Annotated in this window: 24 protein-coding genes; 10 read left to right on the plus strand and 14 right to left on the minus strand. The window is 69.3% G+C overall.

The window, feature by feature from the left end; translation table 11 throughout:
* Nucleotides 1-11 precede the first annotated feature (11 nt).
* Nucleotides 12-1,136 carry an anhydro-N-acetylmuramic acid kinase gene (locus tag C4F17_RS22720; protein WP_106936751.1) on the minus strand — a complete coding sequence of 375 codons (1,125 nt, stop codon included), beginning with the start codon at nt 1,134-1,136 and terminating at the stop codon, nt 12-14.
* Between the two features lie 39 nt (nt 1,137-1,175).
* On the minus strand, nt 1,176-2,522 hold the full coding sequence (locus tag C4F17_RS22725) for a M23 family metallopeptidase (RefSeq protein WP_106936752.1): 1,347 nt from the start codon (nt 2,520-2,522) through the stop codon (nt 1,176-1,178).
* A gap of 183 nt (nt 2,523-2,705) precedes the next feature.
* Here C4F17_RS22725 and tyrS point away from each other — a divergent pair, with 183 nt between their 5' ends.
* Nucleotides 2,706-3,914 carry a tyrosine--tRNA ligase gene (gene tyrS, locus C4F17_RS22730; RefSeq protein ID WP_106936753.1) on the plus strand — a complete coding sequence of 403 codons (1,209 nt, stop codon included), beginning with the start codon at nt 2,706-2,708 and terminating at the stop codon, nt 3,912-3,914.
* Between the two features lie 11 nt (nt 3,915-3,925).
* Here the strand turns inward: tyrS and C4F17_RS22735 are convergent, their stop codons facing one another.
* Both C4F17_RS22735 and C4F17_RS22740 read right to left on the minus strand, forming a co-directional pair.
* Nucleotides 3,926-4,525: an OmpA family protein gene (locus tag C4F17_RS22735; RefSeq protein ID WP_106936754.1), complete on the minus strand. Its 600-nt coding sequence runs from the start codon at nt 4,523-4,525 to the stop codon at nt 3,926-3,928.
* Nucleotides 4,522-4,986, minus strand: a complete 465-nt coding sequence (locus C4F17_RS22740) for a FecR family protein (protein ID WP_106936755.1) — start codon at nt 4,984-4,986, stop codon at nt 4,522-4,524. Before C4F17_RS22740 ends, C4F17_RS22735 begins: the two co-directional genes overlap by 4 nt.
* Nucleotides 4,987-5,137: 151 nt before the next feature.
* On the opposite strand from C4F17_RS22740, the gene C4F17_RS22745 reads away from it, so the two are divergent.
* Nucleotides 5,138-6,055, plus strand: coding sequence for a cation diffusion facilitator family transporter (locus C4F17_RS22745; protein WP_106936756.1), 918 nt, complete (start codon nt 5,138-5,140; stop codon nt 6,053-6,055).
* Complete coding sequence (gene dtd / locus C4F17_RS22750) at nt 6,052-6,495, plus strand: D-aminoacyl-tRNA deacylase (protein WP_106936757.1); 444 nt, start codon at nt 6,052-6,054, stop codon at nt 6,493-6,495. Before C4F17_RS22745 ends, dtd begins: the two co-directional genes overlap by 4 nt.
* A 14-nt stretch (nt 6,496-6,509) precedes the next feature.
* Here dtd and ybeY read toward each other — a convergent pair whose 3' ends face one another.
* Both ybeY and C4F17_RS22760 read right to left on the minus strand, forming a co-directional pair.
* Entirely contained in the window at nt 6,510-6,977 is a 468-nt protein-coding gene (gene ybeY / locus C4F17_RS22755) for an rRNA maturation RNase YbeY (protein ID WP_106936758.1), read from the minus strand.
* 1 nt (nt 6,978) lies between these two features.
* Entirely contained in the window at nt 6,979-7,926 is a 948-nt protein-coding gene (locus C4F17_RS22760) for a PhoH family protein (protein WP_081269709.1), read from the minus strand.
* Nucleotides 7,927-8,094: 168 nt separating this feature from the next.
* Between C4F17_RS22760 and ruvA the strand changes: the two genes are divergently transcribed.
* Together ruvA and C4F17_RS22770 are read left to right on the plus strand one after the other, a co-directional pair.
* Nucleotides 8,095-8,667 (plus strand): Holliday junction branch migration protein RuvA, encoded by a 573-nt coding sequence (ruvA, locus tag C4F17_RS22765; RefSeq protein ID WP_106936759.1) that lies wholly within the window; start codon nt 8,095-8,097, stop codon nt 8,665-8,667.
* On the plus strand, nt 8,664-9,551 hold the full coding sequence (locus tag C4F17_RS22770) for a hypothetical protein (RefSeq protein WP_106936760.1): 888 nt from the start codon (nt 8,664-8,666) through the stop codon (nt 9,549-9,551). The genes ruvA and C4F17_RS22770 overlap by 4 nt, the downstream gene beginning before the upstream one ends.
* A gap of 23 nt (nt 9,552-9,574) precedes the next feature.
* On the opposite strand, the gene C4F17_RS22775 is transcribed toward C4F17_RS22770, so the two are convergent.
* The 7 genes from C4F17_RS22775 to C4F17_RS22805 are packed head-to-tail and all read right to left on the minus strand — an operon-like array spanning nt 9,575 to nt 16,077.
* Entirely contained in the window at nt 9,575-10,177 is a 603-nt protein-coding gene (locus tag C4F17_RS22775) for a YdeI/OmpD-associated family protein (RefSeq protein WP_106937664.1), read from the minus strand.
* Nucleotides 10,174-11,127 carry a phosphatidate cytidylyltransferase gene (locus C4F17_RS22780; RefSeq protein ID WP_081269701.1) on the minus strand — a complete coding sequence of 318 codons (954 nt, stop codon included), beginning with the start codon at nt 11,125-11,127 and terminating at the stop codon, nt 10,174-10,176. Before C4F17_RS22780 ends, C4F17_RS22775 begins: the two co-directional genes overlap by 4 nt.
* A complete protein-coding gene (locus C4F17_RS22785) occupies nt 11,124-11,804 on the minus strand; it encodes a lysophospholipid acyltransferase family protein (RefSeq protein ID WP_106937665.1) in 681 nt (226 codons plus the stop codon). The genes C4F17_RS22780 and C4F17_RS22785 overlap by 4 nt, the downstream gene beginning before the upstream one ends.
* A 50-nt stretch (nt 11,805-11,854) precedes the next feature.
* Nucleotides 11,855-12,325, minus strand: coding sequence for a hypothetical protein (locus tag C4F17_RS22790; RefSeq protein ID WP_106936761.1), 471 nt, complete (start codon nt 12,323-12,325; stop codon nt 11,855-11,857).
* Complete coding sequence (locus C4F17_RS22795; RefSeq protein ID WP_106936762.1) at nt 12,318-13,664, minus strand: phosphatase PAP2/dual specificity phosphatase family protein; 1,347 nt, start codon at nt 13,662-13,664, stop codon at nt 12,318-12,320. Before C4F17_RS22795 ends, C4F17_RS22790 begins: the two co-directional genes overlap by 8 nt.
* Nucleotides 13,661-15,427, minus strand: a complete 1,767-nt coding sequence (locus C4F17_RS22800) for a bifunctional alpha/beta hydrolase/class I SAM-dependent methyltransferase (protein ID WP_106936763.1) — start codon at nt 15,425-15,427, stop codon at nt 13,661-13,663. Before C4F17_RS22800 ends, C4F17_RS22795 begins: the two co-directional genes overlap by 4 nt.
* A 26-nt stretch (nt 15,428-15,453) precedes the next feature.
* The gene (locus C4F17_RS22805; RefSeq protein WP_106936764.1) at nt 15,454-16,077 is read right to left on the minus strand and encodes a CDP-alcohol phosphatidyltransferase family protein; all 624 of its coding nucleotides are present in this window, start codon (nt 16,075-16,077) and stop codon (nt 15,454-15,456) included.
* An 84-nt stretch (nt 16,078-16,161) separates the two neighbouring features.
* On the opposite strand from C4F17_RS22805, the gene ruvB reads away from it, so the two are divergent.
* Both ruvB and dmeF read left to right on the plus strand, forming a co-directional pair.
* Nucleotides 16,162-17,226 carry a Holliday junction branch migration DNA helicase RuvB gene (ruvB, locus tag C4F17_RS22810; RefSeq protein WP_106936765.1) on the plus strand — a complete coding sequence of 355 codons (1,065 nt, stop codon included), beginning with the start codon at nt 16,162-16,164 and terminating at the stop codon, nt 17,224-17,226.
* 7 nt (nt 17,227-17,233) lie between these two features.
* Nucleotides 17,234-18,190 carry a CDF family Co(II)/Ni(II) efflux transporter DmeF gene (gene dmeF / locus C4F17_RS22815; protein WP_106936766.1) on the plus strand — a complete coding sequence of 319 codons (957 nt, stop codon included), beginning with the start codon at nt 17,234-17,236 and terminating at the stop codon, nt 18,188-18,190.
* A gap of 41 nt (nt 18,191-18,231) precedes the next feature.
* On the opposite strand, the gene C4F17_RS22820 is transcribed toward dmeF, so the two are convergent.
* Nucleotides 18,232-19,974 carry a lysoplasmalogenase family protein gene (locus tag C4F17_RS22820; RefSeq protein WP_106936767.1) on the minus strand — a complete coding sequence of 581 codons (1,743 nt, stop codon included), beginning with the start codon at nt 19,972-19,974 and terminating at the stop codon, nt 18,232-18,234.
* A 94-nt stretch (nt 19,975-20,068) separates the two neighbouring features.
* On the opposite strand from C4F17_RS22820, the gene C4F17_RS22825 reads away from it, so the two are divergent.
* The 3 genes from C4F17_RS22825 (at nt 20,069) to C4F17_RS22835 (ending at nt 23,403) form a co-directional block, all read left to right on the plus strand.
* Nucleotides 20,069-20,938 (plus strand): UDP-2,3-diacylglucosamine diphosphatase, encoded by an 870-nt coding sequence (locus C4F17_RS22825; RefSeq protein ID WP_106936768.1) that lies wholly within the window; start codon nt 20,069-20,071, stop codon nt 20,936-20,938.
* A gap of 94 nt (nt 20,939-21,032) precedes the next feature.
* Nucleotides 21,033-22,241 (plus strand): acyl-CoA dehydrogenase family protein, encoded by a 1,209-nt coding sequence (locus tag C4F17_RS22830; RefSeq protein ID WP_106936769.1) that lies wholly within the window; start codon nt 21,033-21,035, stop codon nt 22,239-22,241.
* 10 nt (nt 22,242-22,251) lie between these two features.
* Nucleotides 22,252-23,403 carry an acyl-CoA dehydrogenase family protein gene (locus C4F17_RS22835; protein ID WP_106936770.1) on the plus strand — a complete coding sequence of 384 codons (1,152 nt, stop codon included), beginning with the start codon at nt 22,252-22,254 and terminating at the stop codon, nt 23,401-23,403.
* The last annotated feature ends 77 nt before the right edge of the window (nt 23,404-23,480 follow it).

A 23,480-nucleotide genomic window follows, 5' to 3' on the forward strand; every position in this document is an offset into this window, starting at 1 on the left:
GACGGCCGCTGTCAGGCGGGGTAGATGGCGCCCAGCACGCGCGCCCCGCGCGCGCCGGTCACGCTGGCAAGGTTGCCGGGCTCGCGCCGCACGGTGGCGCGGGCCAGCCAGGCAAAGGCCGCGGCCTCGACCTGCTGTGGCGGCAGGCCGTGGTCGGTCGATGCCTCCACGCTGACGCCGGGCAGCAGCGCGCGCAGGCGGGCGAGCAGGTGGCCGTTCAGCGCGCCGCCGCCGCAGACGATCAGCAGCCTGGCGTCTTTTCCGTGGCGGCGCAGGTCGGCCGCGCAGGCGCTCGCGGTCAGCTCGGCCAGCGTCGCCTGCACGTCGGCGGGCGGCAGGGCCGTGGTGCCGAGTTGCGCGGCCAGCCAGTCCGGATTGAACAGGTCGCGCCCCGTGCTCTTGGGCGGCGCCTTGCCGAAGTAGGGGTCGGCCAGCAGCTGCGCGAGCAGCCCGGGCAGCACCTGGCCGCTGGCCGCCCACTGTCCGTCGCGGTCGAAGGGCTGGCCCTGGTGGGCCTGGCACCAATGGTCCATCAGCGCGTTGCCGGGGCCGCAGTCGAAGCCGAGCACGATCGCGCCTTCGGGCGCGTCGGCGGGCGGCAGCAGGCTCAGGTTCGAGATGCCGCCGATGTTGAGCACCGCGACCGGCTCGCCGGCGCGGGCGAACAGCGCGCGGTGGAAGGCCGGCACCAGGGGCGCGCCCTGGCCGCCGGCAGCCAGGTCGCGGCTGCGGAAGTCGCCGACCACGTCGATGCCGGTCAGCTCGGCCAGCAGCGAGGGGTTGTTGATCTGGAGCGTGTAGCCGACGTCGTCGAACTCCAGTGGCCGGTGGCGGACCGTCTGCCCGTGCGCGCCGATGGCGGTGACGGCGCCGGCATCGGTGCCGCTGTCCGCCAGCAGTTGCCGGACCACGCCGGCATAGGCCCTCGCGAGCCCGTTGCCGGCCAGCGCCGCGCGGTGCAGTTCGTTGTCGCCGGGGGTGTTGAGCGCGAGCAGCTCGGCGCGCAGTGCCACGGGAAAGCCGGCCGTGGCGTAGGACCGCACCGCGATGCGGCCGCCTGAAAGCTCGGCGAGCACGCCGTCGACGCCGTCGAGCGAGGTGCCCGACATCAGGCCGATGAAAAGTTCGGCGGCCATCCTGGCGTCAGGTGAAGAAAGAAGGGCCGCCGCGCGTGCTCAGTCCGCGCTGGCCTGGATGACGGAGAAGGCTGCCGCCAGCTCGGTGCGGGCACCGACGGCGATGCGCTCGAAGGCCGGGCGCATCGCCGCGGTGATCGGCGCGCCGCCTTCCTGCGCGATGGAGGTCGGGTTCTGGTAGACCCCGCCCACGCGGAATTCGAAGTGCAGGTGCGGGCCGGTGGCCCAGCCGGTCATGCCCACGGCGCCGATCGTCTGGCCCTGGCTCACGCTCTGGCCGGACTTGACGTCGATGCGGCTCAGGTGGGCGTACGCCGTCTGCTGGTTGTTGCGGTGATTGATGATGACGATGTTGCCGTAGCCGTTCTGCGTGCCCGCGAAATCGACCGTGCCGTCGCCGACCGTGCGCACCGAAGTGCCCGTGGGTGCGGCGTAGTCGATGCCGTTGTGCTGGCGCCAGCTGTTCAGGATCGGGTGCATGCGCATCGCGAAACCGCTGGATACGCGCGAGAACTCGACCGGCGTCGCCAGGTAGGCCTTGCGCAGGCTGTCGCCGTTCGGGCGGTAGTAGCTGCCCTTCTGGCCCGCGCCCGGGGGCTGGAACCAGACGGCCTGGTGGATCTTGCCGTTGTTCTCGAACTCGGCCGAGAGCACGCGGCCGCTGCGCAGCGCCTGGCCGTCGGCTTCCAGGGTCTCGTAGACCACGGCGAAGCGGTCGCCCTTGCGCAGGTTGCGCACGTCGACGTCGCCCGCGAAGATGTCGGCCAGCTGGCTCGCCACCGCGTCGGGAATGCGCGAGTCGTCGGTGGCGGCGAACAGCGAGGTGCGGATGGTGCCGCTCGCCAGGCGCGTGCCTGCCGTGAGGGTGTCGCGCTCGGTCACGCCGGCAAAGCCGGTCGGCGTGCGTTCGATCACGTAGCGCTTGAAGCCGCCGTCGCCGTCCGGAATCCAGCGGGCGCTGAGCTTCTTGAGCTGGTTTTCCTGCGTGGCCTCGGCCGTCACGGTGCGGCCGGCGCGCGAGAACAGCGCGTTGCGGGCCTCGACGCTGCCGCGCACGAAGGCGGTGGCGGCGGGGTCGGAAATGCCCAGGCGCTTCAGCAGCGCCTCGGCCGTGTCGCTCGAGCGGGTGACGTCGGTGCGGAACAGCGTGAAGCTGAAGCTCTCCAGCGCTTCGCTCTGGTCGGCCACTGAAACAGGTGCCGTGGCTTCCAGGATCTGGCGCACGGGGAGGTCGGATGCATCCGGGCCGAGCGATGCCACCGCGAGGGTGCCGGCGCTCAGCAGGGCAGCCGCGATGACTGCGGTGATCTGCTTGGGGTACGTCCGGAATGTGTAGGCCACGCGGGAAGCAAGGAGCTCCTCGGCGGCAAGAATGCCGTTGATCAAACTTGAATTCCAGCTCAGGTTCTGCAAATCCGTGCTGCAAGGCCCAGTACGTTCAGGGCGGCAGGAGACGGTGCGGAAAAAAGCGCCGCTTAGAATCCGGCGCTTGAAAAGTCGGGCTGAGTATAGCTTCGGCACCCCAAAAGTCAGCCAAAAAAGCCCGTAAAGGCCGAATCTGTTACATCCATGAGCCTCTCAAATAGTGTAGGACGCGCGCTCGAAATATCCCTCCGGGGCGCTGACGAGCTGCTGCCGCAGGACGAATGGGTGCGCAAGCTGCAGCGCTCCGAAGCCACCGGGACGCCCCTGCGCATCAAGCTGGGCCTGGACCCGACCGCGCCGGACATCCACATCGGCCACACCGTGGTGCTCAACAAGATGCGCCAGCTGCAGGACCTGGGCCACCGGGTGATCTTCCTGATCGGCGACTTCACCAGCACCATCGGCGACCCCTCCGGCCGTAACAACACCCGCCCGCCGCTCACCCGCGAGCAGATCGAGGCCAACGCCCAGACTTATTACAAGCAGGCCAGCCTGGTGCTGAACCCCGAGAAGACCGAGATCCGCTACAACTCCGAGTGGAGCGACCCCCTGGGCGCGCGCGGCATGATCCAGCTGGCCGCCAAGTACACGGTCGCCCGCATGATGGAGCGCGACGACTTCAACAAGCGCTTCAAGGCCGGCCAGTCGATTTCGGTGCACGAGTTCCTCTACCCGCTGATGCAGGGCTACGACTCGGTCGCGCTCAAGAGCGACCTCGAACTGGGCGGCACCGACCAGAAGTTCAACCTGCTCGTCGGCCGTCACCTCCAGCAGGAATACGGCCAGGAACCGCAGTGCATACTGACCATGCCGCTGCTGGAAGGCCTCGACGGCGTCGAGAAGATGTCGAAGAGCAAGAACAACTACATCGGCATCAGCGAGGACGCCAACACCATGTTCGCCAAGGTGCTGTCGATTTCCGACGACCTGATGTGGCGCTGGTACACGCTGCTGAGCTTCCAGTCGCTTGAGCAGATCGCGGCGCTGAAGGCCGAGATCGAAGGCGGCCGCAACCCGAAGGACGCCAAGGTCGCGCTGGCCAAGGAAATCACCGCGCGCTTCCACAGCGCGGCAGCGGCCGAGGCGGCCGAGCAGGATTTCATCAACCGCAGCAAGGGCGGCGTGCCCGACGAGATTCCCGAAGTGGCGCTGAGCGGCGCCCCGCTGGGCATCGCCCAGGTGCTCAAGCAGGCCAACCTGGCACCGTCGACTTCGGAGGGCAACCGCCTGATCGACGGCGGCGGCGTGCGGATCGACTCCGCCGTGGTCAGCGACAAGGCGCTGAAGCTGCCCGCGGGCAGCTACGTGGTGCAGGTCGGCAAGCGCAAGTTCGCGCGCGTGACGCTGAGCTGACCGGGACGGCGCTAGCGGACTTCGATGGTGACGCGCCGGTTGCGCGGCTCGTCCACGTCGTCCGCGGTCGGTACCGCCAGTTCGCGCTCGCCGCGCCCGACAGCCTCGATGCGGCGCGACGGGAACTGGCGCTCCACCAGCAGCTGGACCACTTCCTGCGCACGCCGGCGCGACAGCTCGTCGTTCTGCTCGATCGAGCCCTTGGTGTCGGTGTGGCCGGTGACGACGATGTCGCTGCCGCTGCGCGCCTGCGCTTCGGCCAGCGCCTCGGACAAGGTCAGCTGGGAAGACGGCGTGAGCGTGGTGCCGCCGAGCTCGAAATACACCGTGTAGCGCTTCGGCGGCGGCGGGCGCATGTCGAACAGCTGCCTGTTCTCCGCCTGCACTTTGGCCGCGTCGGCCTGGTCGACGACCGGGGCGCCGCTGGCACCGACGGCGGCGGTGGCGCGCTGGTAGGGCTTGGACAGGACTTCTTCCCCGTCCTTGGCGCGAACCACCACGGCGGAAGGCGTGCCGTCGGCCTGCGGCAGCAGCACCACGCGCGTGCCGGGTGTCGAGCATGCGACGAGCGACAGCGCGAGGACGGTGAGGAGTGCGAAACGGGTCTTCATGGGCGCCCGTCCGCTTGAACGATGAAATCGGTGCCACGGATGCCGATGGTGGCTGTCTGGGTTTCGACCCGCACCGCGTCGGGGTTGGTCTTGCCGATCAGGCCGGTGATCATGCGCATCGAGCCGCGCAGCAGCGACAGCAGCATGCCGCCTTCGTGCGTGGTGCCGTCGAAATGGAATTCCTTCAGGTCGAGGCGCGACGCGGGGCCGACCACCAGCGTCGTGTCGTCGCGCATCACCACGGAGGCCGAGGAGTCGGGCCCGGTGACGATGCGGTCCACGGAGCCCAGCGCATCGCCGGGACTGGCGTTGCGGACGGCGCCGCCCGCATCGAGCAGCTGCACGCTGCCGCGCACGGACTTCACGAAGCCTGCCTTCGGTTCGGCGGCGGGCGTCTGGGCGAGCGCGGCCGAGCCCACAATGGCGAGGCCGCACAAGGCGATCACGGTTTTTTTCATCATCCTGACTTTTCTGCGCGAGATGTTTCGCAACGGTCACAAATATTAAGGCGAAGGCGTTACATATGGACACGAGGCCGAAAATTCAGCCGGATCTTGCGGCCTATTACCGCTTTTTGCGTGGCCATTCGTCCAAATCCACACCCGATCCCGCATGACGCTGACCCCCAAGACCCTGCTTCGCCTCTCCGTCGCGGTCGCCCTGATCACCATCGTGCTCAAGGGAACGGCCGGCTACATCACCAATTCGATGGGCCTGATCTCGGATGCGATGGAGTCCTTCGTCAACCTCGCGAGCGCCATGTTCGCGCTGGCCATGGTGACCATCGCCGAGCGTCCGGCCGACGACGAGCACCCCTACGGCCACCACAAGGCCGAGTACTTCTCGTCGGGCTTCGAGGGCATCCTGATCGTCGGCGCGGCCATCGCGATCCTCTGGGTGTCGGTGCAGCGCCTGCTTTCGCCGCAGCCTCTGGAGCAGGTCGGCTGGGGCCTGGCGCTGTCGGTCGTGAGCTCGGGCCTCAACGCCGGGCTGGCCGTGATGCTGTTCCGGGCCGCCCGCGAACGCCGCTCCATCGCCCTGGAGGCCGACGGCCGCCACCTGATGACCGACGTCTGGACCTCGGCCGCGGTGGTGATCGGCATCGTCGGCGTGCAGCTCAGCGGCTGGCTCTGGCTCGATCCGGTGCTGGCCATCGGCGTGGCGCTCAACATCGTGCGCGAGGGCGCGAAGCTGGTGTGGCGTTCGTCCCAGGGGCTCATGGACCGCGCGCTCGACCCCGAGACGCTCGCCACCGTGCGCGCCACCCTCGACGCTTTCGCCGCCCGCATGCCCGAAGGCACCCGGCTGCGCTTCGACGACATGGTGACGCGCAGCGCCGGCCAGCGCCGCTTTGCCGACCTCCACATGCACGTGCCCGGCGACTGGACGCTGCAGCACGCCGCCAGCATGCGCGACCAGCTCGAGCAGTCCCTGATGGACGCCGTGCCGGGCCTGCGCGTCACCATCCAGCTCCTGCCCCTGACCATGGAAGCCCGCGCCACCCAGGCCGGCGAACATCACCCCCCATGAAAGCCGTTCTCCAGCGCGTCGCCCATGCACGCGTCGACATTTCGGGCCGCACCGTCGGCGCCATCGATTCCGGCCTGCTCGTTCTGCTGTGCGCCGAGCGCGGCGACGTCGATGCGCTGGCCGACCGCATGCTCGCCAAGATCCTCAAGCTGCGCATCTTTGCCGACGAGGCCGGCAAGATGAACCGCAGCGTGCAGGACATCGGCGGCGGCCTGCTGGTGGTGAGCCAGTTCACGCTCGCGGCCGACGCGAGCGGCGGCAACCGTCCCAGCTTCACACAGGCGGCGCCGCCCGACGAAGGGCGCCGGCTCTACGAATATTTCGTGGCGCAGGCCCGTGCCGCGCACCCGGTGGTGGCCACCGGCGAATTCGGCGCCGACATGCAGGTGCACCTGCTGAACGACGGGCCGGTGACGATCCCGCTGCAGATGACGGCGTAGCCGACGCCGCCCGGCTACTTGCCGTACGGGCTGCGGATGCCCAGGCCCGCGAGGATCTCGATCTCGCAGGCCTCCATCTCGTCCGCGTCGGCCTCGCTGGTCTCGTGGTCCCAGCCCTGCGCATGCAGCGTGCCGTGCACCAGCAGATGCGCATAGTGGTCGGCCAGGGTCTTGCGGTTCTCCTTCGCCTCGCGCGCCACCACCGGCGCGCACAGCACCAGGTCGGCCATCACCAGCGGGCTCTGCGCATAGTCGAAGGTCAGCACGTTGGTGGCGTAGTCCTTGCCGCGGAACTCGCGGTTCAGGCGCTGGCCTTCCTCGGCATCGACGATGCGCACGGTGATCTCGCCGTCGATGTCGAGCGCATGGCGGATCCAGCGCGTCACGCTGTGGCGCGGCAAGGCGGCGCGGTGCCGCTCCACGCCCTTGAAGCGGCCGAACTGCAGCGACAGGGACAGTGCCGGGAGCTTCGATGCGGCCATCTCAGTGCGCTCCCGCGCGCTTGCGCTGGCCGTCGTAGGCGTCGACGATCTTCGCCACCAGCGGGTGGCGCACCACGTCGGCGCTGGTGAAGTGCGTCATGGCGATGCCGCTCACGCGCTTGAGCACGCGCTCGGCGTCGATCAGGCCGCTCAGCTGCTGCTTGGGCAGGTCGATCTGGCTCACGTCGCCCGTCACCACCGCGCGCGCGCCGAAGCCGATGCGCGTGAGGAACATCTTCATCTGCTCGGGCGTGGTGTTCTGCGCCTCGTCGAGGATCACGAAGGCGTTGTTCAGCGTGCGCCCGCGCATGAAGGCCAGCGGCGCGATCTCCAGCGCGTTGCGCTCGAAGGCCTTCTGCACCTTCTCGTAGCCCATCAGGTCGTAGAGCGCGTCGTACAGCGGGCGCAGGTAGGGGTCGACCTTCTGCGTCAGGTCGCCGGGCAGGAAGCCGAGCCGCTCGCCCGCTTCCACGGCCGGACGCGTGAGCACGATGCGCTGCACCGCCGCGCGCTCCAGCGCATCGACCGCGCAGGCCACTGCCAGGTAGGTCTTGCCGGTGCCGGCCGGTCCGATGCCGAAGGTGATGTCGTGCTTGGCGATGTTGTCGAGGTAGACCGCCTGCGTGGGCGTGCGCGCGCGCAGGTCGGTGCGGCGGGTGACCAGCATCGCGATGTCGTCGTCGCCCTCGAGCATCGAGCCGTCGCCGGCCAGCGTGAGCTGCACCACGGCCGGGTCGATCGTGCGCTGGGCGATTTCATAGAGCGCCTGCAGCACGTCCATCGCACGCTGGGCGGCGGCCTTGGGGCCGTCGACCTTGAACTGCTCGTGGCGGTGCGCGATCTTCACGCCCAGCGCTTCCTCGATGCGGCGCAGGTGGGCGTCCAGAGGTCCGCACAGGTGGCCGAGGCGCGAATTGTTCAGTGGGGTAAAGGTGTGTCGCAGAATCACGCGGTATCCATTTCCATCTAATTGGCAGCCCATGCAAGACCAGCCACGCTCGAAAAAACGCAGTCCAAGGCGGGAAACACCGCGGAACCGGCTTTGCCGGGCCGCCGGTGTTGCCCCCTGGAGGGGGGAAGCGGCTACACGAAGTGAGCAAGCAACGGGGGGGAGCCAATGATAGGCAAACTCACCGGCACGCTGGCCGAACGCAACCCGCCGCAGGTGGTGGTGGACTGCAACGGCGTCGGCTACGAGGTCGATGTGCCGATGAGCACGTTCTACAACCTGCCGAACGTCGGCGCGAAGGTGTCGCTGCTCACGCACTTCGTCGTGCGCGAGGACGCGCAGATTCTCTACGGCTTCGGTACCGCCGAGGAGCGTGCGGCTTTTCGCCAGCTCATCAAGATCACCGGCGTGGGGCCGCGCACCGCGCTGGGCCTGCTGTCGGGCATGAGCGTGGGCGAACTGGCGCAGGCGATCACCACCCAGGAGCTGGGCCGGCTCGTGAAGATCCCGGGCATCGGCAAGAAGACCGCCGAACGGCTGCTGCTGGAGTTGAAGGGCAAGCTCGGCGCCGACATCGGCCTGCCGGCGCATGCGGCCTCCGACGCGCAGGCCGACATCCTCCAGGCGCTGATCGCGCTGGGCTACAGCGACAAGGAAGCCGCGCTCGCGCTGAAGGCTTTGCCGAAGGACGCGACGGTGAGCGAGGGCATCAAGCTCGCGCTGAAGTCGCTGGCCAAGTGAGCCTGCGCGGCGCCTGGTCACGCGTCCAGGCGCTGGGCCAGGAGTCGGTCCGCAGCGACGAACTGCTGATGCGCGCGGCCCATGTCGGCTGCGTGCCGATCCTGCTGGCCTACGGCTGCGCGGGGCTCGTGTACGGCAACCTGCCGATGTTCACGCCGATCGGCTTCGTCGACATGCCGGGCGCCTGCGCCTGGCTGACGGCCGCGATGGCCTTTGCGCTGGCGATCTTCGCCATCGACTGGCTGGTGCGCGGCGCGCTGTCGGTGGCGCCGCCGCCGGTCATTGTGGTGAAGCGGGTCTGGCGGCCGGGGCAATTTCCGTCGCCCGTGCTGCCGGCGCATGCCTTTGCGCAGCCGCGTTCGTCTCCCTTGCGCATCGGCTGCCTGAGCGTCGCGGCCGTGGCCTGTGCGTCCGCGCTGGTGGGGCGCGTCACGCTCGCGCTGGGCTGGCAGGCCTTTGCGCGCCCCGGCGGCCTGGCGCCGCAGGCGGAATGGCCGCTCTACCCGCTGCAATGGGTCTGGCCATGGCTGCTGCCGCTGGCCCGCGACCGCTTCGTGCTCGGGCTGATCGGTGTCGGCGTGGCGTTGTTCGTGGCGGCGCAGCTGATGTCGTGGCGCAAGGTGCGCGGCGCGTGGTTTCCGCTGCTCACCATCCTGCCGCTGTTGCTGACGCTCAACTTCCTCGGCTCGGCGGGCTTCGACTTCGCCGCCGCGCGCGGGCTCGGCGGCCTGAACGAACCCGACCTGGCGAGCGCGCTCGCGCAGCAGCCCGGGCGCTACAACGTCTTCACCTTCCTGAGCCTCTGGCTCGCGATCGGCTTCGGCACGGTCGGCATGATCCTGGGCTTCTGGTTCGGCCGGTCACGGCACATGGACGACGACTGACCGCTCGTTGGTGCAGTTCGGTTTCAGGGGTGGATCTTCTCGCCCTTGGCCAGCATCTCGACGAACTGCGCGATGCGGCGCGCGCGGGTCTCGGGCTTCTTCGCGCCCTGGGTGCGGAACAGCACCGCGAAGCGGTTGCGGGAGTCGAGCGTGGCGAAGAACTTCGCGGCCTTCTTGTTGGCGTCCAGCGCGGCCTGCAGGTCGGGCGGCACCGTGGCCGCGGCGACGCCCTCGTAGGCCGCGTCCCATCGGCCGTCGGCCTTTGCGCGCTCGATCTCGGCCAGCCCGGCCGGTTGCATGCGGCCTTCGTCGATGAGCTTCAGCACCTTGGCGCGGTTGATCTGCGACCAGATGCTGCGCCTGGTGCGCGGCGTGAAGCGCTGCAGAAAGTATTGCGCGTCGTCGCTCTTGCGCTGGCCGTCGATCCAGCCCCAGCACAGCGCCTCTTCCAGCGCGGCGGGGTGGTCGATGGAGGCGATGCCGCTGTCCTTCTTGGCGATGCGCAGCCACACGCCGGCGGCGCTGGCGTGGTGGCGCTCGAGCCAGCGCGTCCACGACGCGGCGTTGGCGCACTCGACGGGCGTGTCGTGCGCCACGCGCTCCGCGTCTTTGGCCGCCTTGCTCACGGCACCCACCAGTAGCGCAGCGCGTGGAAATAGATGGGCGCCGCGAAGATCACCGAATCGAGCCGGTCGAGCATGCCGCCGTGGCCCTCGATCATCGAGCCCCAGTCCTTCACGCCGCGGTCGCGCTTGATGGCCGACATCACCAGCCCGCCGAAGAAGCCCATGAGGCAGATGGTGAGCGCCATCAGCGCCGCCTGCCACGGGTTGAAGGGCGTGGCCCAGTAGAGCGCAGCGCCCAGCGCGGTGGCGCTCGCCACGCCGCCGATCAGGCCCTCCCAGGTCTTGGAAGGCGACAGCTCGGGCGCCACCTTGCGCTTGCCGAAGAGCTTGCCCCATACGTACTGGAGCACGTCGCTGCCCTGCACCACGATGACGAGGAAGGCGATCAGCAGCAGGTTGCGGCCCTCGAAGCCGGGGATCTGCAGCGTCAGCAGCGCGGGCACGTGGCTGATGCAAAACACGCACACCATCAGGCCCCACTGGATCTTCGAGGTGCGCTCCAGGAAGCGCTGCGTGTCGCCGCCCACCGCCGCAAGAATGGGCAGCAGCAGGAAGGCATAGACCGGGATGTAGATGGCGTAGAGCCCGTACCAGTCGATCCAGATCAGGAAGTACTGCCCCGGCAGCGCGAGGTAGAAGGCCAGCGCAATGGCGCCGTGGTCGCCGCGCCGGGTGTAGGCCAGGCTGATGAACTCGCGCAGCGCATAGAAAGAGATCAGGTAGAACAGCACGATCACGCCGCCCTTGCCGAAGGCGAAGGCAATGCCGATCACCGCCACCATCACCCACCAGGCGTTGACGCGCGCGTTGAGGTTGTCGATCACCGAGTTGGGCTGGCCGTGCGCCACGCGCCACTTGAGCAGCGCACCGATGGCCGAGGCCAGGATGAGCACGCCCGCGACGCCGCCGAACAGCTCCAGCGTGGTCTGGGTGGAAGCGGAGATGTTCATGGCGTCGTCGTCGTTGTCGTTGTTTTTTCTTGTTCGGGAACGCGGTCGTACTCGGGGCGCATGTCGAGCATGGCGGCGCGCGCCCGTGCCAGGAACGACACCTTGTCTTCGCCTTCGCCCAGCGTGATGGGCGTGCCGAAGCGCACCGTGCAGGCCAGCGGAATCGGCAGCAGCACGCCCTTGGGCAGCACGCGCTTCAAGTTCTCGATCCACACCGGCACCAGCCGCACGTTGGGGCAGGCGCGCGCCAGGTGGAAGAGGCCGCTCTTGAGCGGCAGCAGGATGTCGTCGCCGGTGTTGCGCGTGCCTTCCGGGAACATGATGAGCGAGTCGCCGCCTTCCAGCGCCTCCTTCATCTGGTCGACCGGATTGCCGCCCTGGCCCGAGCCGTCGCGCCGGATCATGAGCGCGTTGAACACGTCGCGGCCGATGAAGTTGCGCAGCCTGGAGGCCTCCCAGTAGTCCTGCCCAGCCACCGGCCGCGTGAGCGCGCGCAGGTCGGGCGGCAGCGTCGCCCACAGCAGCACGAAGTCGCCGTGGCTCGTGTGGTTGGCGAAGTACAGCGTCTGCTCGGCCTTGGGGCTCGTGCCCGACCAGATGGCGCGCACGCCGGTCAGCAGGCCGGCCACGCCGATGATGAGTTTCCCCACCACCACGGCGAGCGCGCGCCGCAGCACCGTGCTTTCGGCCGGCGGCTTGTCGTTCTTGTTGTTGTCGTCTGCTTCGGTCAAGAGATGTCCTGTGTCATCAAGGCAAGGAGGAACATGGCGCTCTGGCAGGCCACCACGATGGCGTGGCGCTGCATGAGCTGGCGGGTGCCGGCCACGCGGTCGTCGAGCGGGCGGGTGGTGCGTGGCTGCTGTTGCTGTTGCTGTTGCTGTTGCTGTTGCTGTGTCTCGCGCAGGCCGAGTGTCGACAGCGCGCCGTCGAGCGCCTCCAGCGACGCGATGCGGCCCTTCGCAAGGCCGTCGAACAGCGCCTCGTCGAAGCGCAGCCGGAATGAAAAGTAGCGCTCCAGCGCGCCCAGGATCACGACGGCGCCGAGGCTCATGGTGGCGGTGGTCGAGAGCGAGCGCAGCGTCAGCGCGAGCACCAGCGCCGCGATGCATGTCAGCGCGAAGCCCCACAGGGCCAGCACGGCAGCGGCGCGCAGCAGTCCGGCCAGCGTGGCGCAGGTGGCGCGGTCGTTGTCATTCATGGGTGCGTGCCTCCGCGGCGGGGTTCAGGGCCTCCAGCGATACGCGCCATGCCCGCCGAAGCACGATCTGCGGACGTGCGCGGCGCACCGCGTCTTCGGCCTGCGCGACGCCGCCGGCAGCGCCGTAGCGGTCCAGCCAGGCGATCACCGCGGCGGCGCTGCGCGAGAAGCCGAGCGCGCAGCACACCCACACCGGCGCGCTGCCGGCAGCGCGGCGCTGCCCTTCGATGACCGCCGCCGCGCGCTGCAGCCGCACCGGCGGCGGCACCGTCAGGTCGAGCAGCGGCACGCAGCGCGCATGCGGCACGCCGGACGGCAACTGCAGCTCGGCGCACAGGCTCACCAGCCGGGGCCGGCCGGCCGCGAGCCATTCGGCGCGCGTCGGCCGGCGGCCCAGCCGCACGCCGGGCACCACCTCGACCGAGGCCGGCAGCTTGCGCGTCCAGAGCCAGGCATTGACTGCCGCGCCCAGCCGGTACGGCGCGAACAGCCAGCGCGCGGCCCAGCCCATGCGGCCATGCCCGTCCATCTGGAAACCGCGCGCGCCAAAGCCGATGTAGTTGAGCGCCACCAGCGCGAGCGACGCGGCCGGCCATGCCAGCCACAGCGCGACGCCGCCGCCGTAGAGCGCGGCCGCCAGGAACAGCGCCGCGCCTACCGCATAGAAACCCGCCAGCTTCCATCGCCGCGGGTCGCGGGTGACGCGCCACGCGCGCGGCATCGACACCACGCGCTCCAGCGGCCACAGCCACACGCAGAACAGCCCGAGCAGCGCACCGGTCGGGATGTCGATGAAGTGGTGCTGCCACGTCGTGAGCACCGACGCGCAGATGGCGAAGGCCCACACATGCAGCACCAGCCGCGCCCACAGCGGGTGGATGAACTGCCGGTACCAGTCCCACAGGATCACCGCCAGCGCGATGTGCAGCGACGGCGCCTGGTTGAAGGGCTGGTCGAACCCGCGCAGCGCGTTGAACAGGAAGGCCGGCGCACCGTCGACCGGCGGCTGGCCGAAGCTGAAGTGCAGCGGCCAGAGGATGAAGCAGGTGCAGGCAACCAGTGTGGCCGTCACCAGCCGCAGCGCATGCCGGTCGAGCGTGTGCCTGCTGCGCGCGAGGAACAGCGACAGCGCGTAGAAGACGTTGATCGTCCAGTACGGAAAGATCGTCCACTGCCAGAACGGAATCTGACGCTCCCAGCCGAAGGCCATCGACGGCACGTGGGCCCGCGTGGTCGCCCACCAGTTGGCGAAGCCGTAGGTCGCATAGAACAACGGCCCGAGGAACACCAGCCATGCGGCGGCGCGCTTCCAGGGCCGTCGTGCCAGCCGCGCGCTCATCGCTCGGTGCGCACCGCCAGCGAAACCGTGAAGATGCCCCACTCGTCGATGCGCTGGTCGATCTTTCGGAAGCCCGCTTCCTCCACCAGCTGGTCCATCTCGTACTGGGTGCGGCGGCGCATCACCCAGGCCTCGCCCTGGCGGTGGCTGGTGAGGGCGCGCGCGATCATCTCGAGCTGCGGATGCCAGGGCTGGCCGGTGTAGACCAGGTAGCCGCGGTCTTCCACCGCGTCGCCGACGCCCGCGAGCGAGCGGCGCACCATCTCGTTGTCGGGGAACAGCTCGTACAGGCCCGACACCACCGCCAGCGTGGGCCGCGGCGTCACGCTCGCGAGGCTCATGCGGTCGAAGGCGTCGGCCTGCACGAACTGCGCGACGTCTTCCAGGCCCTTCTCGGCGATGAGCGCGCGGCCGTCGCGCACGTTGATGTCGCTGTAGTCGCGCAGCAGGATCGAGCTGGCCTTGACCGGGCTCGCGAGCACCGCGTCGAGCACGTAGCGGCCGTGGCCGGCGGCGATGTCCATCACGCGCACCTCGCGGTGCATTTCGGCCAGCCGCTCCATTGCGATGCGCAGCAGCTCCTCGACGTGGATCTTGCGCTGGCGGATGCCGCGCCAGCCGATCGATTCCAGATAGGTCTTGTCGATGGACCGGCCGATGAACGAGCCGCCCCTGGGCTGGTTGCGGTACACGTAGTCGAGCGTGCTGCCGGAGTCGAAGCCGGTGTCGTGGCCCAGCTTGATGCCCTCGGACATCTTCCCGCCCAGCTTCAGCCCGGCGCGGGTCATGGCCCAGTAGGCGCCGCGCGGCGACAGGGGCGACAGCGGCTCGGCCAGCGCGCGCGACTCGTCGGCGGTGTCGCCGCTCAGGTGCGCCTCGCGGCGGTCGACCGGCACGGCCGGCTCGTCGAAGCGCTGAAGGATGAATTCGCGGATCTGTGCCACCGCCGGCGCACGGTCTTTCTCGCCCAGCGTGTCGTGGAAGAAGCCCGGCAGCTCGGTCTTGGTCTTCACGGCGCTGCCCAGCCGCTCGAAGAACTGGTGCTGCGGCTTGTGGTGCACCACCCAGTCGGCGCCCGATATGAGCAGCTGCACCGGCAGCGTGATCGCGTTGGCGTCGGCCACCACGCGGTCGGCCGCCTCGTACAGGCCCAGCAGGATGTTGACCGCGATGGGGCGGCTGATGAGTGGGTCGCTCTCGTAGCTGGCGATGCGCTCGGGGTCGTGCGTGAGGAACTTGGCCTTCACGTAGCTGTTGACGAAGAACAGCCCGCGCAGCTTGTGCATCAGCGCGAGGCCGGGCCGCGCGAACGGCACGTAGAGCTTGACCTTGAAGGCCGGCGAGGCGAGCGTGAGGCCGCGCACCTTGGGCGCGTAGTCGTGCGCCCAGGTGGCGATCAGCACCGCGCCCACGCTTTGCGCGACCACGTGGATGTCGTGCTCGGGCACGCCGTGCGCGGCGCCAATGTGCTGCACGAAGGTCTGCACGTCGCGCACCGAGGTGCCGAAGCTGGGGCTGTAGCCGCGCTGGCCCGGCGAGCGGCCGTGGCCGCGCGCGTCCCAGGCGAAGAAGTCGAAGTCGGGCAGGTCGAGTTCGTCGACCAGGTGCGCCATGCGCGCGCCGTGTTCATGGCCGCGGTGGAACAGCAGGACGGCGCCGCGCCGTGCGCCGCCGGTGGCGGGCCAGTGGCGGTAGAACAGCGATTCGCCGTCGTGCGTCTGGAAGTGGTGTTCTTGCGGAACGCGTTGCGTGATGTCGGTCATTGAATCCCTGTGAGTCTTGTTCTGTGTCAGTGGCTGGCGGGGATGCCCGCCTCGGCCTCGGCCAGCGCGCGGCGGATGCGGTTGGCGGTGGTCCAGGCCACCAGCAGTGCCAGCAGCGGCATCAGCCAGGACGTCCAGCCCGGCAGCGGCCAGCCCAGCGCCACATAGAGGCCGAGCGCGCCGAACACGAAGGCCCGGTCGCTCTTGCCCAGCGGGCCGTCGTAGCGGCGCGAGGCGCCCACCGTGGGGCCCAGCGCCCCGGCGAATTCGCTCAGGCCGGCCAGCACGATCACCGTGCCGACCCAGAAGCCGCTGAACGGCGCCACCAGCGCGAAGGGCAGGTAGAGCGCGGCGTCGGAAACCACGTCGGTCAGTTCGTTGAGGAAGGCGCCCAGCCTGCTCTGCTGGTTGTGCTCGCGTGCCAGCATGCCGTCGATGGCGTTGAAGGCCATGCGCAGGAACATCCACAGCGGAATGAGCGCGAAGGCGGCCGGCGAGGGCGCCGCGAAGAAGAGCCAGAGCCCGAGCACCACCGACACGACACATGCCGCCAGCGTGACCTCGTTGGCGGTGACGCCCATCGCATGCAGGCGGACCACCAGCGGCCGCAGCAGGGCCTGGAAACGCGGCTTCAGTTCGTAGATCGACACGTGCTGGCTTCCCCTCGTTCTTTGTATGGCCGGAGCATTCTGCCAGTGTGCAGGTACTAAACTCGTAGGCGAAAAACCTCTCTCATGACTATCCAGACAGACGATTTCGCGCCCGTCCCCCAACGCGTGGTGTCCGCGGCCCCCGCATCGCCCAACGAAGAGGCGATAGAGCGGGCACTGCGCCCCAAGCTGCTGGACGAGTACGTCGGCCAGGCCAAGGTGCGCGAGCAGCTCGAGATCTTCATCGGCGCCGCGCGCAAGCGCAAGGAGGCGCTCGACCACGTGCTGCTGTTCGGCCCGCCCGGCCTGGGCAAGACCACGCTGTCGCACATCATCGCGGCCGAACTGGGCGTGAACCTGCGCCAGACCTCAGGCCCCGTGCTCGAGAAGCCCAAGGACCTGGCGGCGCTGCTGACCAACCTGGAACCCAACGACGTGCTCTTCATCGACGAGATCCACCGGCTGAGCCCGGTCGTCGAAGAAATCCTGTACCCCGCGCTGGAGGACTACCAGATCGACATCATGATCGGCGAAGGCCCCGCGGCGCGCAGCATCAAGCTCGACCTGCAGCCCTTCACGCTGGTGGGCGCCACCACCCGCGCCGGCATGCTGACCAACCCGCTGCGCGACCGTTTCGGCATCGTGGCGCGGCTGGAGTTCTACACGCCCGAGGAACTGGCGCTGATCGTGCACCGCAGCGCCGGCCTGCTCAAGGTGGAGACCGACGCCGCCGGCGGCTTCGAGATCGCCCGCCGTTCGCGCGGCACGCCCCGCATCGCCAACCGGCTGCTGCGCCGCGTGCGCGACTACGCCGAGGTCAAGGGCAACGGCCGCATCACCGAAGACATCGCGCACAGGGCGCTGGCCATGCTCGACGTCGATCCGCAGGGCTTCGACCTGATGGACCGCAAGCTGCTCGAGGCCGTGATCCACCGCTTCGACGGCGGCCCGGTCGGGCTGGACAACGTGGCGGCCAGCATCGGCGAGGAGCGCGACACCATCGAGGACGTGATCGAGCCCTACCTCATACAGCAGGGCTACCTGCAACGCACGCCGCGCGGTCGCATCGCCACGCTGGCGGCCTACCGCCACCTTGGCGTGGCGCCCCCATCGGGCCGCGGCGACGTTCCCGATCTCTTCGGAGCCTGAGCATCCCATGCACACCCATGACCTGAGCGCCTGGCGGCACGACCACCAGTTCGGCGCGGACAACACCTCCGCCGAGCGCAGCACCCGCCTCGTGATGTGGATCACCGCCGTGATGATGGTGGCCGAGATCGGCGCGGGGTGGTGGTTCAACTCGATGGCGCTGCTGGCCGACGGCTGGCACATGAGTTCGCATGCATTGGCCATCGGCCTGAGCGCCTTCGCCTATGCCGCCTCGCGGCGCTATGCGCGCGATCCGCGCTTCGCCTTCGGCACCTGGAAGATCGAAGTGCTCGGCGGCTTTGCCAGCGCGCTGGCGCTGCTGGGCATTGCGGTGCTGATGGTGGTGGGCTCGCTGGAGCGGCTGTGGTCGCCCGCGGCCATCCACTACCCCGAGGCGATCTCGGTGGCGGTGCTGGGGCTGGTGGTCAACCTCGTCTGCGCGAGGCTGCTGGGTGGGGCGCACCATCATCACGGGCACGACCATGGGCATGCACACGACCACCACCACCACGACCATGGCCACGGCCATGACCTGAACCTGCGCTCCGCCTACATCCACGTCGTGGCCGACGCCGCCACCTCGGTGCTGGCCATCGCGGCGCTGCTGGGCGGCTGGTTCTACGGCTGGGCCTGGCTCGACCCGGCGATGGGCATCGTCGGCGCGGTGCTGGTGGCGGCCTGGGCCAAGGGGCTGCTGAAGGAAACCGGCAAGGTGCTGCTCGACCGCGAGATGGACCACCCGGTGACCGAGGAAATCCGCGAAGGCGTCGAGACCCTGCTGGCCGATTCCGAAACCCGCGTGGCCGACCTGCATGTGTGGCGCGTGGGCCGCGAGGCTTACGCCTGTGCGCTCACGGTGGTGACGCACTCGCCCACGCTGACGGCCGACCAGGTGCGAGCCTGCTTCTCGATGCACGAGGAGATCCGCCACTCGACGGTCGAGATCCAGCGCTGCGTGGACTAGGTTTTGCTCCTTCCCCCTCTGGGGGAAGGAGAAACACAAAGTCAGCCCTTGGGCCGCGCGTTCCGCACTATCAACATCTGCGCCGTGTAGTAAGTGCCCAGTACCCACAACGACGCCAGCGGCAGCGGCGTCACGAACCGGTTCGTCGCCAGCAGCGAATCGCTCAGCATGAAGAAGCATGCCCCCACCGCCACCCACCGCGCGGATGGGTCCGTGGCGTGCAGCACGGCCGCGCGCCCGATCGCCTGCGCCGCCATGCAGGCGATCACCACCACATAGGCCGCGACCGGAATCCGCAGGGCTGCGGGCAGTCCGCCCAGCCACAGGAACGCATACATGCCCGCGCCGATCAGCAGCGTCGCGGCCAGCACCCCGCGCCGGGGAAACATGCCGACTCCCATGCTGAACAGCGCGATGTACGCCAGGTGTGCCAGCAGGAAGGTCACGAGCCCGGGCACGAACAGCGTCGCCGGGCCCATCAGCAGCACGTCGCCTGCGAGCGAAGCCGCCAGCCCGGTGAGCAGCAGCCCGTCGAACCGGGTCACCGTGCCCGCCGCCATCGCCCGCCTGGCCGCGAAGAAGATCGCGATGGCCAGCGCCAGCGGCTTGAAGACGAGATGCAGCCAGCCGATGCCCAGCGCCGCGCTCGCCGTGGCCAGGGCGGCCGCTTCGATGAACAGCACCTCGGTCACGCTCAGCCGCCCCTGCAGCACACCGCCGATGGCCCAGAGGCTCGCCGTCAGCGCGGCGAGCCACACGGCCGCTTGCGGCAGCGGCATGACGTCGGAGAACCACAGGAAGACCACCGCGCAGCCGACCAGCAGCAGGAACTGCAGCCCCGCGAACCACTGCACGCCAAGGCTCACCTCGGGCTCGTAGCGCGCGACCTTGGAGATGTCGAAGGGCGGCTTCGGAAAACGCGCCGCCACGTCCGCCGGCCGCCAGCCCGGCGGCTTGAGCCACACGCGCAGCTTGTCGGCCCAGCTCTTCGCATGCCATGAATCCCTGGCCAGCGCCCAGTACACCTCGGCGTTGGCCCACAGCGGGTCCCAGCTGCGCAGCTCGCCGCGCGTGCCGTACACGCAGCGCTCGTCTTCCTCGCGGAAGGTGCCGAACATGCGGTCCCACACGATCAGGATGCCGCCGTAGTTGCGGTCGAGGTAGTTATCGTTCACCGCGTGGTGCACCCGGTGGTTCGACGGGGAGCAGAACCAGCGGTCGAACCAGCCCAGCTTGCCCACCTGCTCGGTATGCACCCAGAACTGGTAGAGCAGGTCGATGAGCGCCACCACGCCGAACACCAGCGGCGGCACGCCGGCCACGGCCATCGGCAGGTAGAAGATCCAGCTGAACAGCGTGCCGCTGGAGGTCTGCCGCAGGGCGGTCGACAGGTTGTAGTGCTGGCTCTGGTGGTGCACCACGTGCGCCGCCCACAGCACCGCCGACTCGTGGCCCATGCGGTGCAGCCAGTAGTAGCAGAAGTCGTAGAACACCAGCGCCAGCAGCCAGCCGTACCAGGTGGTCCAGAACTCCTTCGCTGCCTCCAAAGGAAAAAGCGCCACCGCCGAATACACCGCCGAGTAGATGCCGATGCGCAGCAGCCCGGTGAGCACCGCGCTGATCTGGCTCAGCATGCCCAGGCCGATGCTGTTCAACGCGTCGGCCAGGCGGTAGGTGTCGCGTCCCGTGCCACGGCGGGCGCGCGCGCGGCCCACCGCGAATTCGATCGCGATAAGAAGAAAGAAGACAGGTGTTGCAAGAACGATGATCTGGCCGGGGCGCATCGCGGCATTGTGGCGTTGCCGGGCGGCAACGCGTCACCGGGATGTCACGGGTGTGCCATCGCGCGGTCATGGGCCGGTGGGAGCCTACCCGTCCATGCAACGCGACGACGCTTTCCTTCGCGCATGGCGCGACTCCGCCACCCAGGCCCTCGACCCCGAGGACGAAGATCGCGCACGTCCACCGCTGCAATTCCGCACCCTCTGGATCTCCGACCTGCACCTGGGCACGCCCGGCTGCCAGGCCCGCGCACTGCTCGACTTCCTGAAGCACACCGAGTGCGAGACCCTGTTCCTGGTCGGCGACATCATCGACGGCTGGCAGCTCAAGCGCCACTGGTACTGGCCGCAGGCGCACAACGACGTGATCCAGAAGCTGCTGCGCAAGGCGCGCAAGGGCACGCGCGTGATCTTCATTCCGGGCAACCACGACGAGTTCGCCCGCAAGTACCTGCATCACAACTTCGGCGGCATCGACGTGGCCGACGAATGGATCCACGAGACGGCCGACGGCCGCAAGCTCTGGATCATCCACGGCGACCTGTTCGACGGCGTGATCCAGTGCGCCAAGTGGCTCGCCTACGTGGGCGACTCGCTCTACGAATTCACGCTCAAGCTCAACCGCCACCTCAATTCGCTGCGCGCGCGCATGGGGCTGCCGTACTGGTCGCTCTCCAAATACCTCAAGGGCAAGGTCAAGCGCGCCGTGAGCTACGTGGGCGACTTCGAGAATGCCGTGGCCCGCGAGGCCCGCAACCGCGGCGCCCAGGGCGTGGTCTGCGGCCACATCCACCATGCCGAGATGCGCGACATCGACGGCATCCTCTACTGCAACGACGGCGACTGGGTCGAGAGCCTCACTGCATTGGCCGAGCACGCCGACGGCAGCCTCGAGATCATCGACTGGGCCCGGCACATGCCCGTGCCGTCGAAGGCGGCGGCGACGCGCGAAGCCATCGCGGCCTGAGAGGGCTGCTCCCGCCCGATCTTCGTCCGATCCGACGATGCCGCCCGGGCATTCCGGGCGCACACTGCGTGGTGCATTCCAACGGGACGACACCATGGCCTGGACCCTCAGCGCGGCGGAGACCGCATTCCGAGACGAAGTGCGCGACTTCCTCGCGCGCGAACTGACGCCCGAGCTGCGCACGGCCGGCCGCCGCTGCTCCGGCATCTTCACCGACTACGAGTACGGCAACCGCTGGCACCGCATCCTCGCCAAGCGCGGCTGGAGCGTGCCGCACTGGCCCGTGGAGCACGGCGGCACCGGCTGGACGCCGATGCAGCACTACCTTTTCGCGAGCGAGCTGGCGGCGGCCGACGCGCCGCCGCGCGCGCCCATGGGCCCCGGCATGGTCGCGCCGGTGATCATCGCCTTCGGCACCGAGGCGCAGAAGCGCGCCTGGCTGCCCGGCATCCGCTCGGGCGAGGACTACTGGTGCCAGGGCTACTCGGAGCCGCAGTCGGGCTCCGACCTGGCTTCGCTGCAATGCAAGGCGGTGCGGCAGTCCGGCGAAGGCGACCACTACGTCATCAACGGCACCAAGATCTGGACCACGCACGCGCAGTACGCCAACCGCATGTTCTGCCTAGTGCGCACCGCCTCGGGCGGCAAGCCGCAGCAGGGCATCAGCTTCCTGTGCTTCGACATTCCCGCGCCGGGCATCACCATCCGCCCGATCATCAGCATCTCGGGCGACCATGAGCTCAACCAGGTGTTCTTCGACGACGTGCGCGTGCCCGCCGAGGGCCTGATCGGCGAGGAGAACCAGGGCTGGGCCATCGCCAAGTACCTGCTGCAGCACGAGCGCGGCGGTGCCTGGGCGCCGATGCTGCGTGCGCGCCTGCGCCGCCTGAGCACTGCGGCCGATGCGGCGTTCGCGGCAAACACCAGTTATGACGGCGACGAGGCCGGCGACATGGCCCTGCGCCTGGCCGAGATGGACTGCGCCATCGACGCGCTGGAAGCCACCGAGCTGCAGTCGCTGCGCGCGCAGGCACGCGGCGAGCCGCACGGCATCCGTCCGTCGATGGGCAAGGTGCTCGGCTCCGAGCTGCGCCAGCGGCTGACCGAGCTGGGCGTGGAAATCGCCGGCCACTACGCCGCCGCCAACCTGCCGCTGGACGACGGTCTGGCGGGCGAGCTGCCGATTCCCGAAGAGGCCGTGTTCTCGATGTCGGCCTACCTCAACGACCGCGCCGCTTCCATCTACGCCGGCTCCAACGAGGTGCAGCGCAACATCGTCGCCGCCCACCTGCTCGCCCGCTGAGTCCGCCGCCATGAACACACGCACCGAACAGGAAGACACCCTCGCGATGCTGCGCGACAGCCTCGCGCGCTATCTCGACAACCACCACGGTTTCGAACAGCGCCTGCATGCGCTGGCCAATGCCGGCGACGCGCCGCCGCCGTTCTGGCAGGGCCTGTCGCGCGAACTCGACCTGCTGGGCGCGGCCCTGCCCGAATCGCGCGGCGGCATGGGCTTGGGCATGGCCGCGCACCTGGCGCTGATGGAAACGCTTGGCTGCGCGCTCGCGGCCGAGCCGTACCTGTCGACGATGGTCATCGGCGCGGGCCTGCTGCAGCGCCACCCCGGTACGCTGGCCGACGCCTTGCTCGCGCGCGTCGTCGCGGGGCAGGCCGTGCTGGCCTTTGCGCACGGCGAGCCGCAGAGCCGGCACGACCGGGCCGACGTACGGGTGCGCCTGGTGCGCGAAGGCGACGGCTTCCGGCTCGACGGCCACAAGGCAATGGTGCAGGCCGCGCCGTGGGCCGGCCACCTGATCGTCAGTGCGCGCAGCCGGGGCGCCCCCGGAGATGCGGACGGGCTCTCGCTGGTCGTGGTGCCGAAGGACGCACCGGGCCTGCGCATGCGCGCCTACCCCACGCGCGACGGCGGTCGTGCCGCCGACATCGTCTTCGACAGCGTGCGCGTACCGTCCGATGCCTTGCTCGGCATCGAAGGCGAGGCGCTGCCGCAGATCGAGCAGGCGCTCGACGAGGCCACGCTCGCCGTCTGCGCCGAGTCCATCGGCGTCATGCGCCGGCTGATGCGCGACACGCTCGACTACGTGCGCCAGCGCCAGCAGTTCGGCGTTCCGATCTCCAGCTTCCAGGTGCTGCAGCACCGGCTGGCCGACATGCACATGGCGCTGGAACAGGCCGATGCGCTCACCGCGAGCGTGGGCGAGTCGATCGACGACGCCGCGCCGCATGAGCGCGCGCGTGCCGTGTCGTCCGCCAAAGTGGCGGTCGCCAAGGCCTGCCGGGCCGTGGGACAGGGCGCGGTGCAGATGCACGGCGGCATGGGCATGACCGAGGAACTGGCCGTGGGCCACTACTTCCGGCGCGCCACGCTCATCGAGACCCAGTTCGGCCCGCCCGCATGGCATTTGCGCCGCGTGGCGCGGTGGCGAGGTGGCGCGGCCTGACTTGATGCATCGGGCGCCGCATTCGTCGTTTTGGACGATGCAGCGCCGCCGCCCGCGCGCCAAGATGGCCGCTCGCA

Origin of the sequence: Variovorax sp. PMC12 (assembly GCF_003019815.1) — a bacterium.
Taxonomy (GTDB): Bacteria; Pseudomonadota; Gammaproteobacteria; order Burkholderiales; family Burkholderiaceae_C; genus Variovorax.

What these genes read in the sequence shown, in the direction of transcription:
- ruvB (WP_106936765.1), top strand. Translation starts at nt 16,162, where the DNA reads ATGACTATCCAGACAGACGATTTCGCGCCCGTCCCCCAACGCGTGGTG.
- C4F17_RS22820 (WP_106936767.1), bottom strand. Translation starts at nt 19,974, where the DNA reads ATGCGCCCCGGCCAGATCATCGTTCTTGCAACACCTGTCTTCTTTCTT.
- tyrS (WP_106936753.1), top strand. Translation starts at nt 2,706, where the DNA reads ATGAGCCTCTCAAATAGTGTAGGACGCGCGCTCGAAATATCCCTCCGG.
- C4F17_RS22825 (WP_106936768.1), top strand. Translation starts at nt 20,069, where the DNA reads ATGCAACGCGACGACGCTTTCCTTCGCGCATGGCGCGACTCCGCCACC.
- C4F17_RS22830 (WP_106936769.1), top strand. Translation starts at nt 21,033, where the DNA reads ATGGCCTGGACCCTCAGCGCGGCGGAGACCGCATTCCGAGACGAAGTG.
- C4F17_RS22735 (WP_106936754.1), bottom strand. Translation starts at nt 4,525, where the DNA reads ATGAAGACCCGTTTCGCACTCCTCACCGTCCTCGCGCTGTCGCTCGTC.
- C4F17_RS22720 (WP_106936751.1), bottom strand. Translation starts at nt 1,136, where the DNA reads ATGGCCGCCGAACTTTTCATCGGCCTGATGTCGGGCACCTCGCTCGAC.
- C4F17_RS22740 (WP_106936755.1), bottom strand. Translation starts at nt 4,986, where the DNA reads ATGATGAAAAAAACCGTGATCGCCTTGTGCGGCCTCGCCATTGTGGGC.
- C4F17_RS22745 (WP_106936756.1), top strand. Translation starts at nt 5,138, where the DNA reads ATGACGCTGACCCCCAAGACCCTGCTTCGCCTCTCCGTCGCGGTCGCC.
- dtd (WP_106936757.1), top strand. Translation starts at nt 6,052, where the DNA reads ATGAAAGCCGTTCTCCAGCGCGTCGCCCATGCACGCGTCGACATTTCG.
- C4F17_RS22800 (WP_106936763.1), bottom strand. Translation starts at nt 15,427, where the DNA reads ATGACCGACATCACGCAACGCGTTCCGCAAGAACACCACTTCCAGACG.
- C4F17_RS22780 (WP_081269701.1), bottom strand. Translation starts at nt 11,127, where the DNA reads ATGAACATCTCCGCTTCCACCCAGACCACGCTGGAGCTGTTCGGCGGC.
- C4F17_RS22790 (WP_106936761.1), bottom strand. Translation starts at nt 12,325, where the DNA reads ATGAATGACAACGACCGCGCCACCTGCGCCACGCTGGCCGGACTGCTG.
- C4F17_RS22835 (WP_106936770.1), top strand. Translation starts at nt 22,252, where the DNA reads ATGAACACACGCACCGAACAGGAAGACACCCTCGCGATGCTGCGCGAC.
- dmeF (WP_106936766.1), top strand. Translation starts at nt 17,234, where the DNA reads ATGCACACCCATGACCTGAGCGCCTGGCGGCACGACCACCAGTTCGGC.
- ybeY (WP_106936758.1), bottom strand. Translation starts at nt 6,977, where the DNA reads ATGGCCGCATCGAAGCTCCCGGCACTGTCCCTGTCGCTGCAGTTCGGC.
- C4F17_RS22795 (WP_106936762.1), bottom strand. Translation starts at nt 13,664, where the DNA reads ATGAGCGCGCGGCTGGCACGACGGCCCTGGAAGCGCGCCGCCGCATGG.
- ruvA (WP_106936759.1), top strand. Translation starts at nt 8,095, where the DNA reads ATGATAGGCAAACTCACCGGCACGCTGGCCGAACGCAACCCGCCGCAG.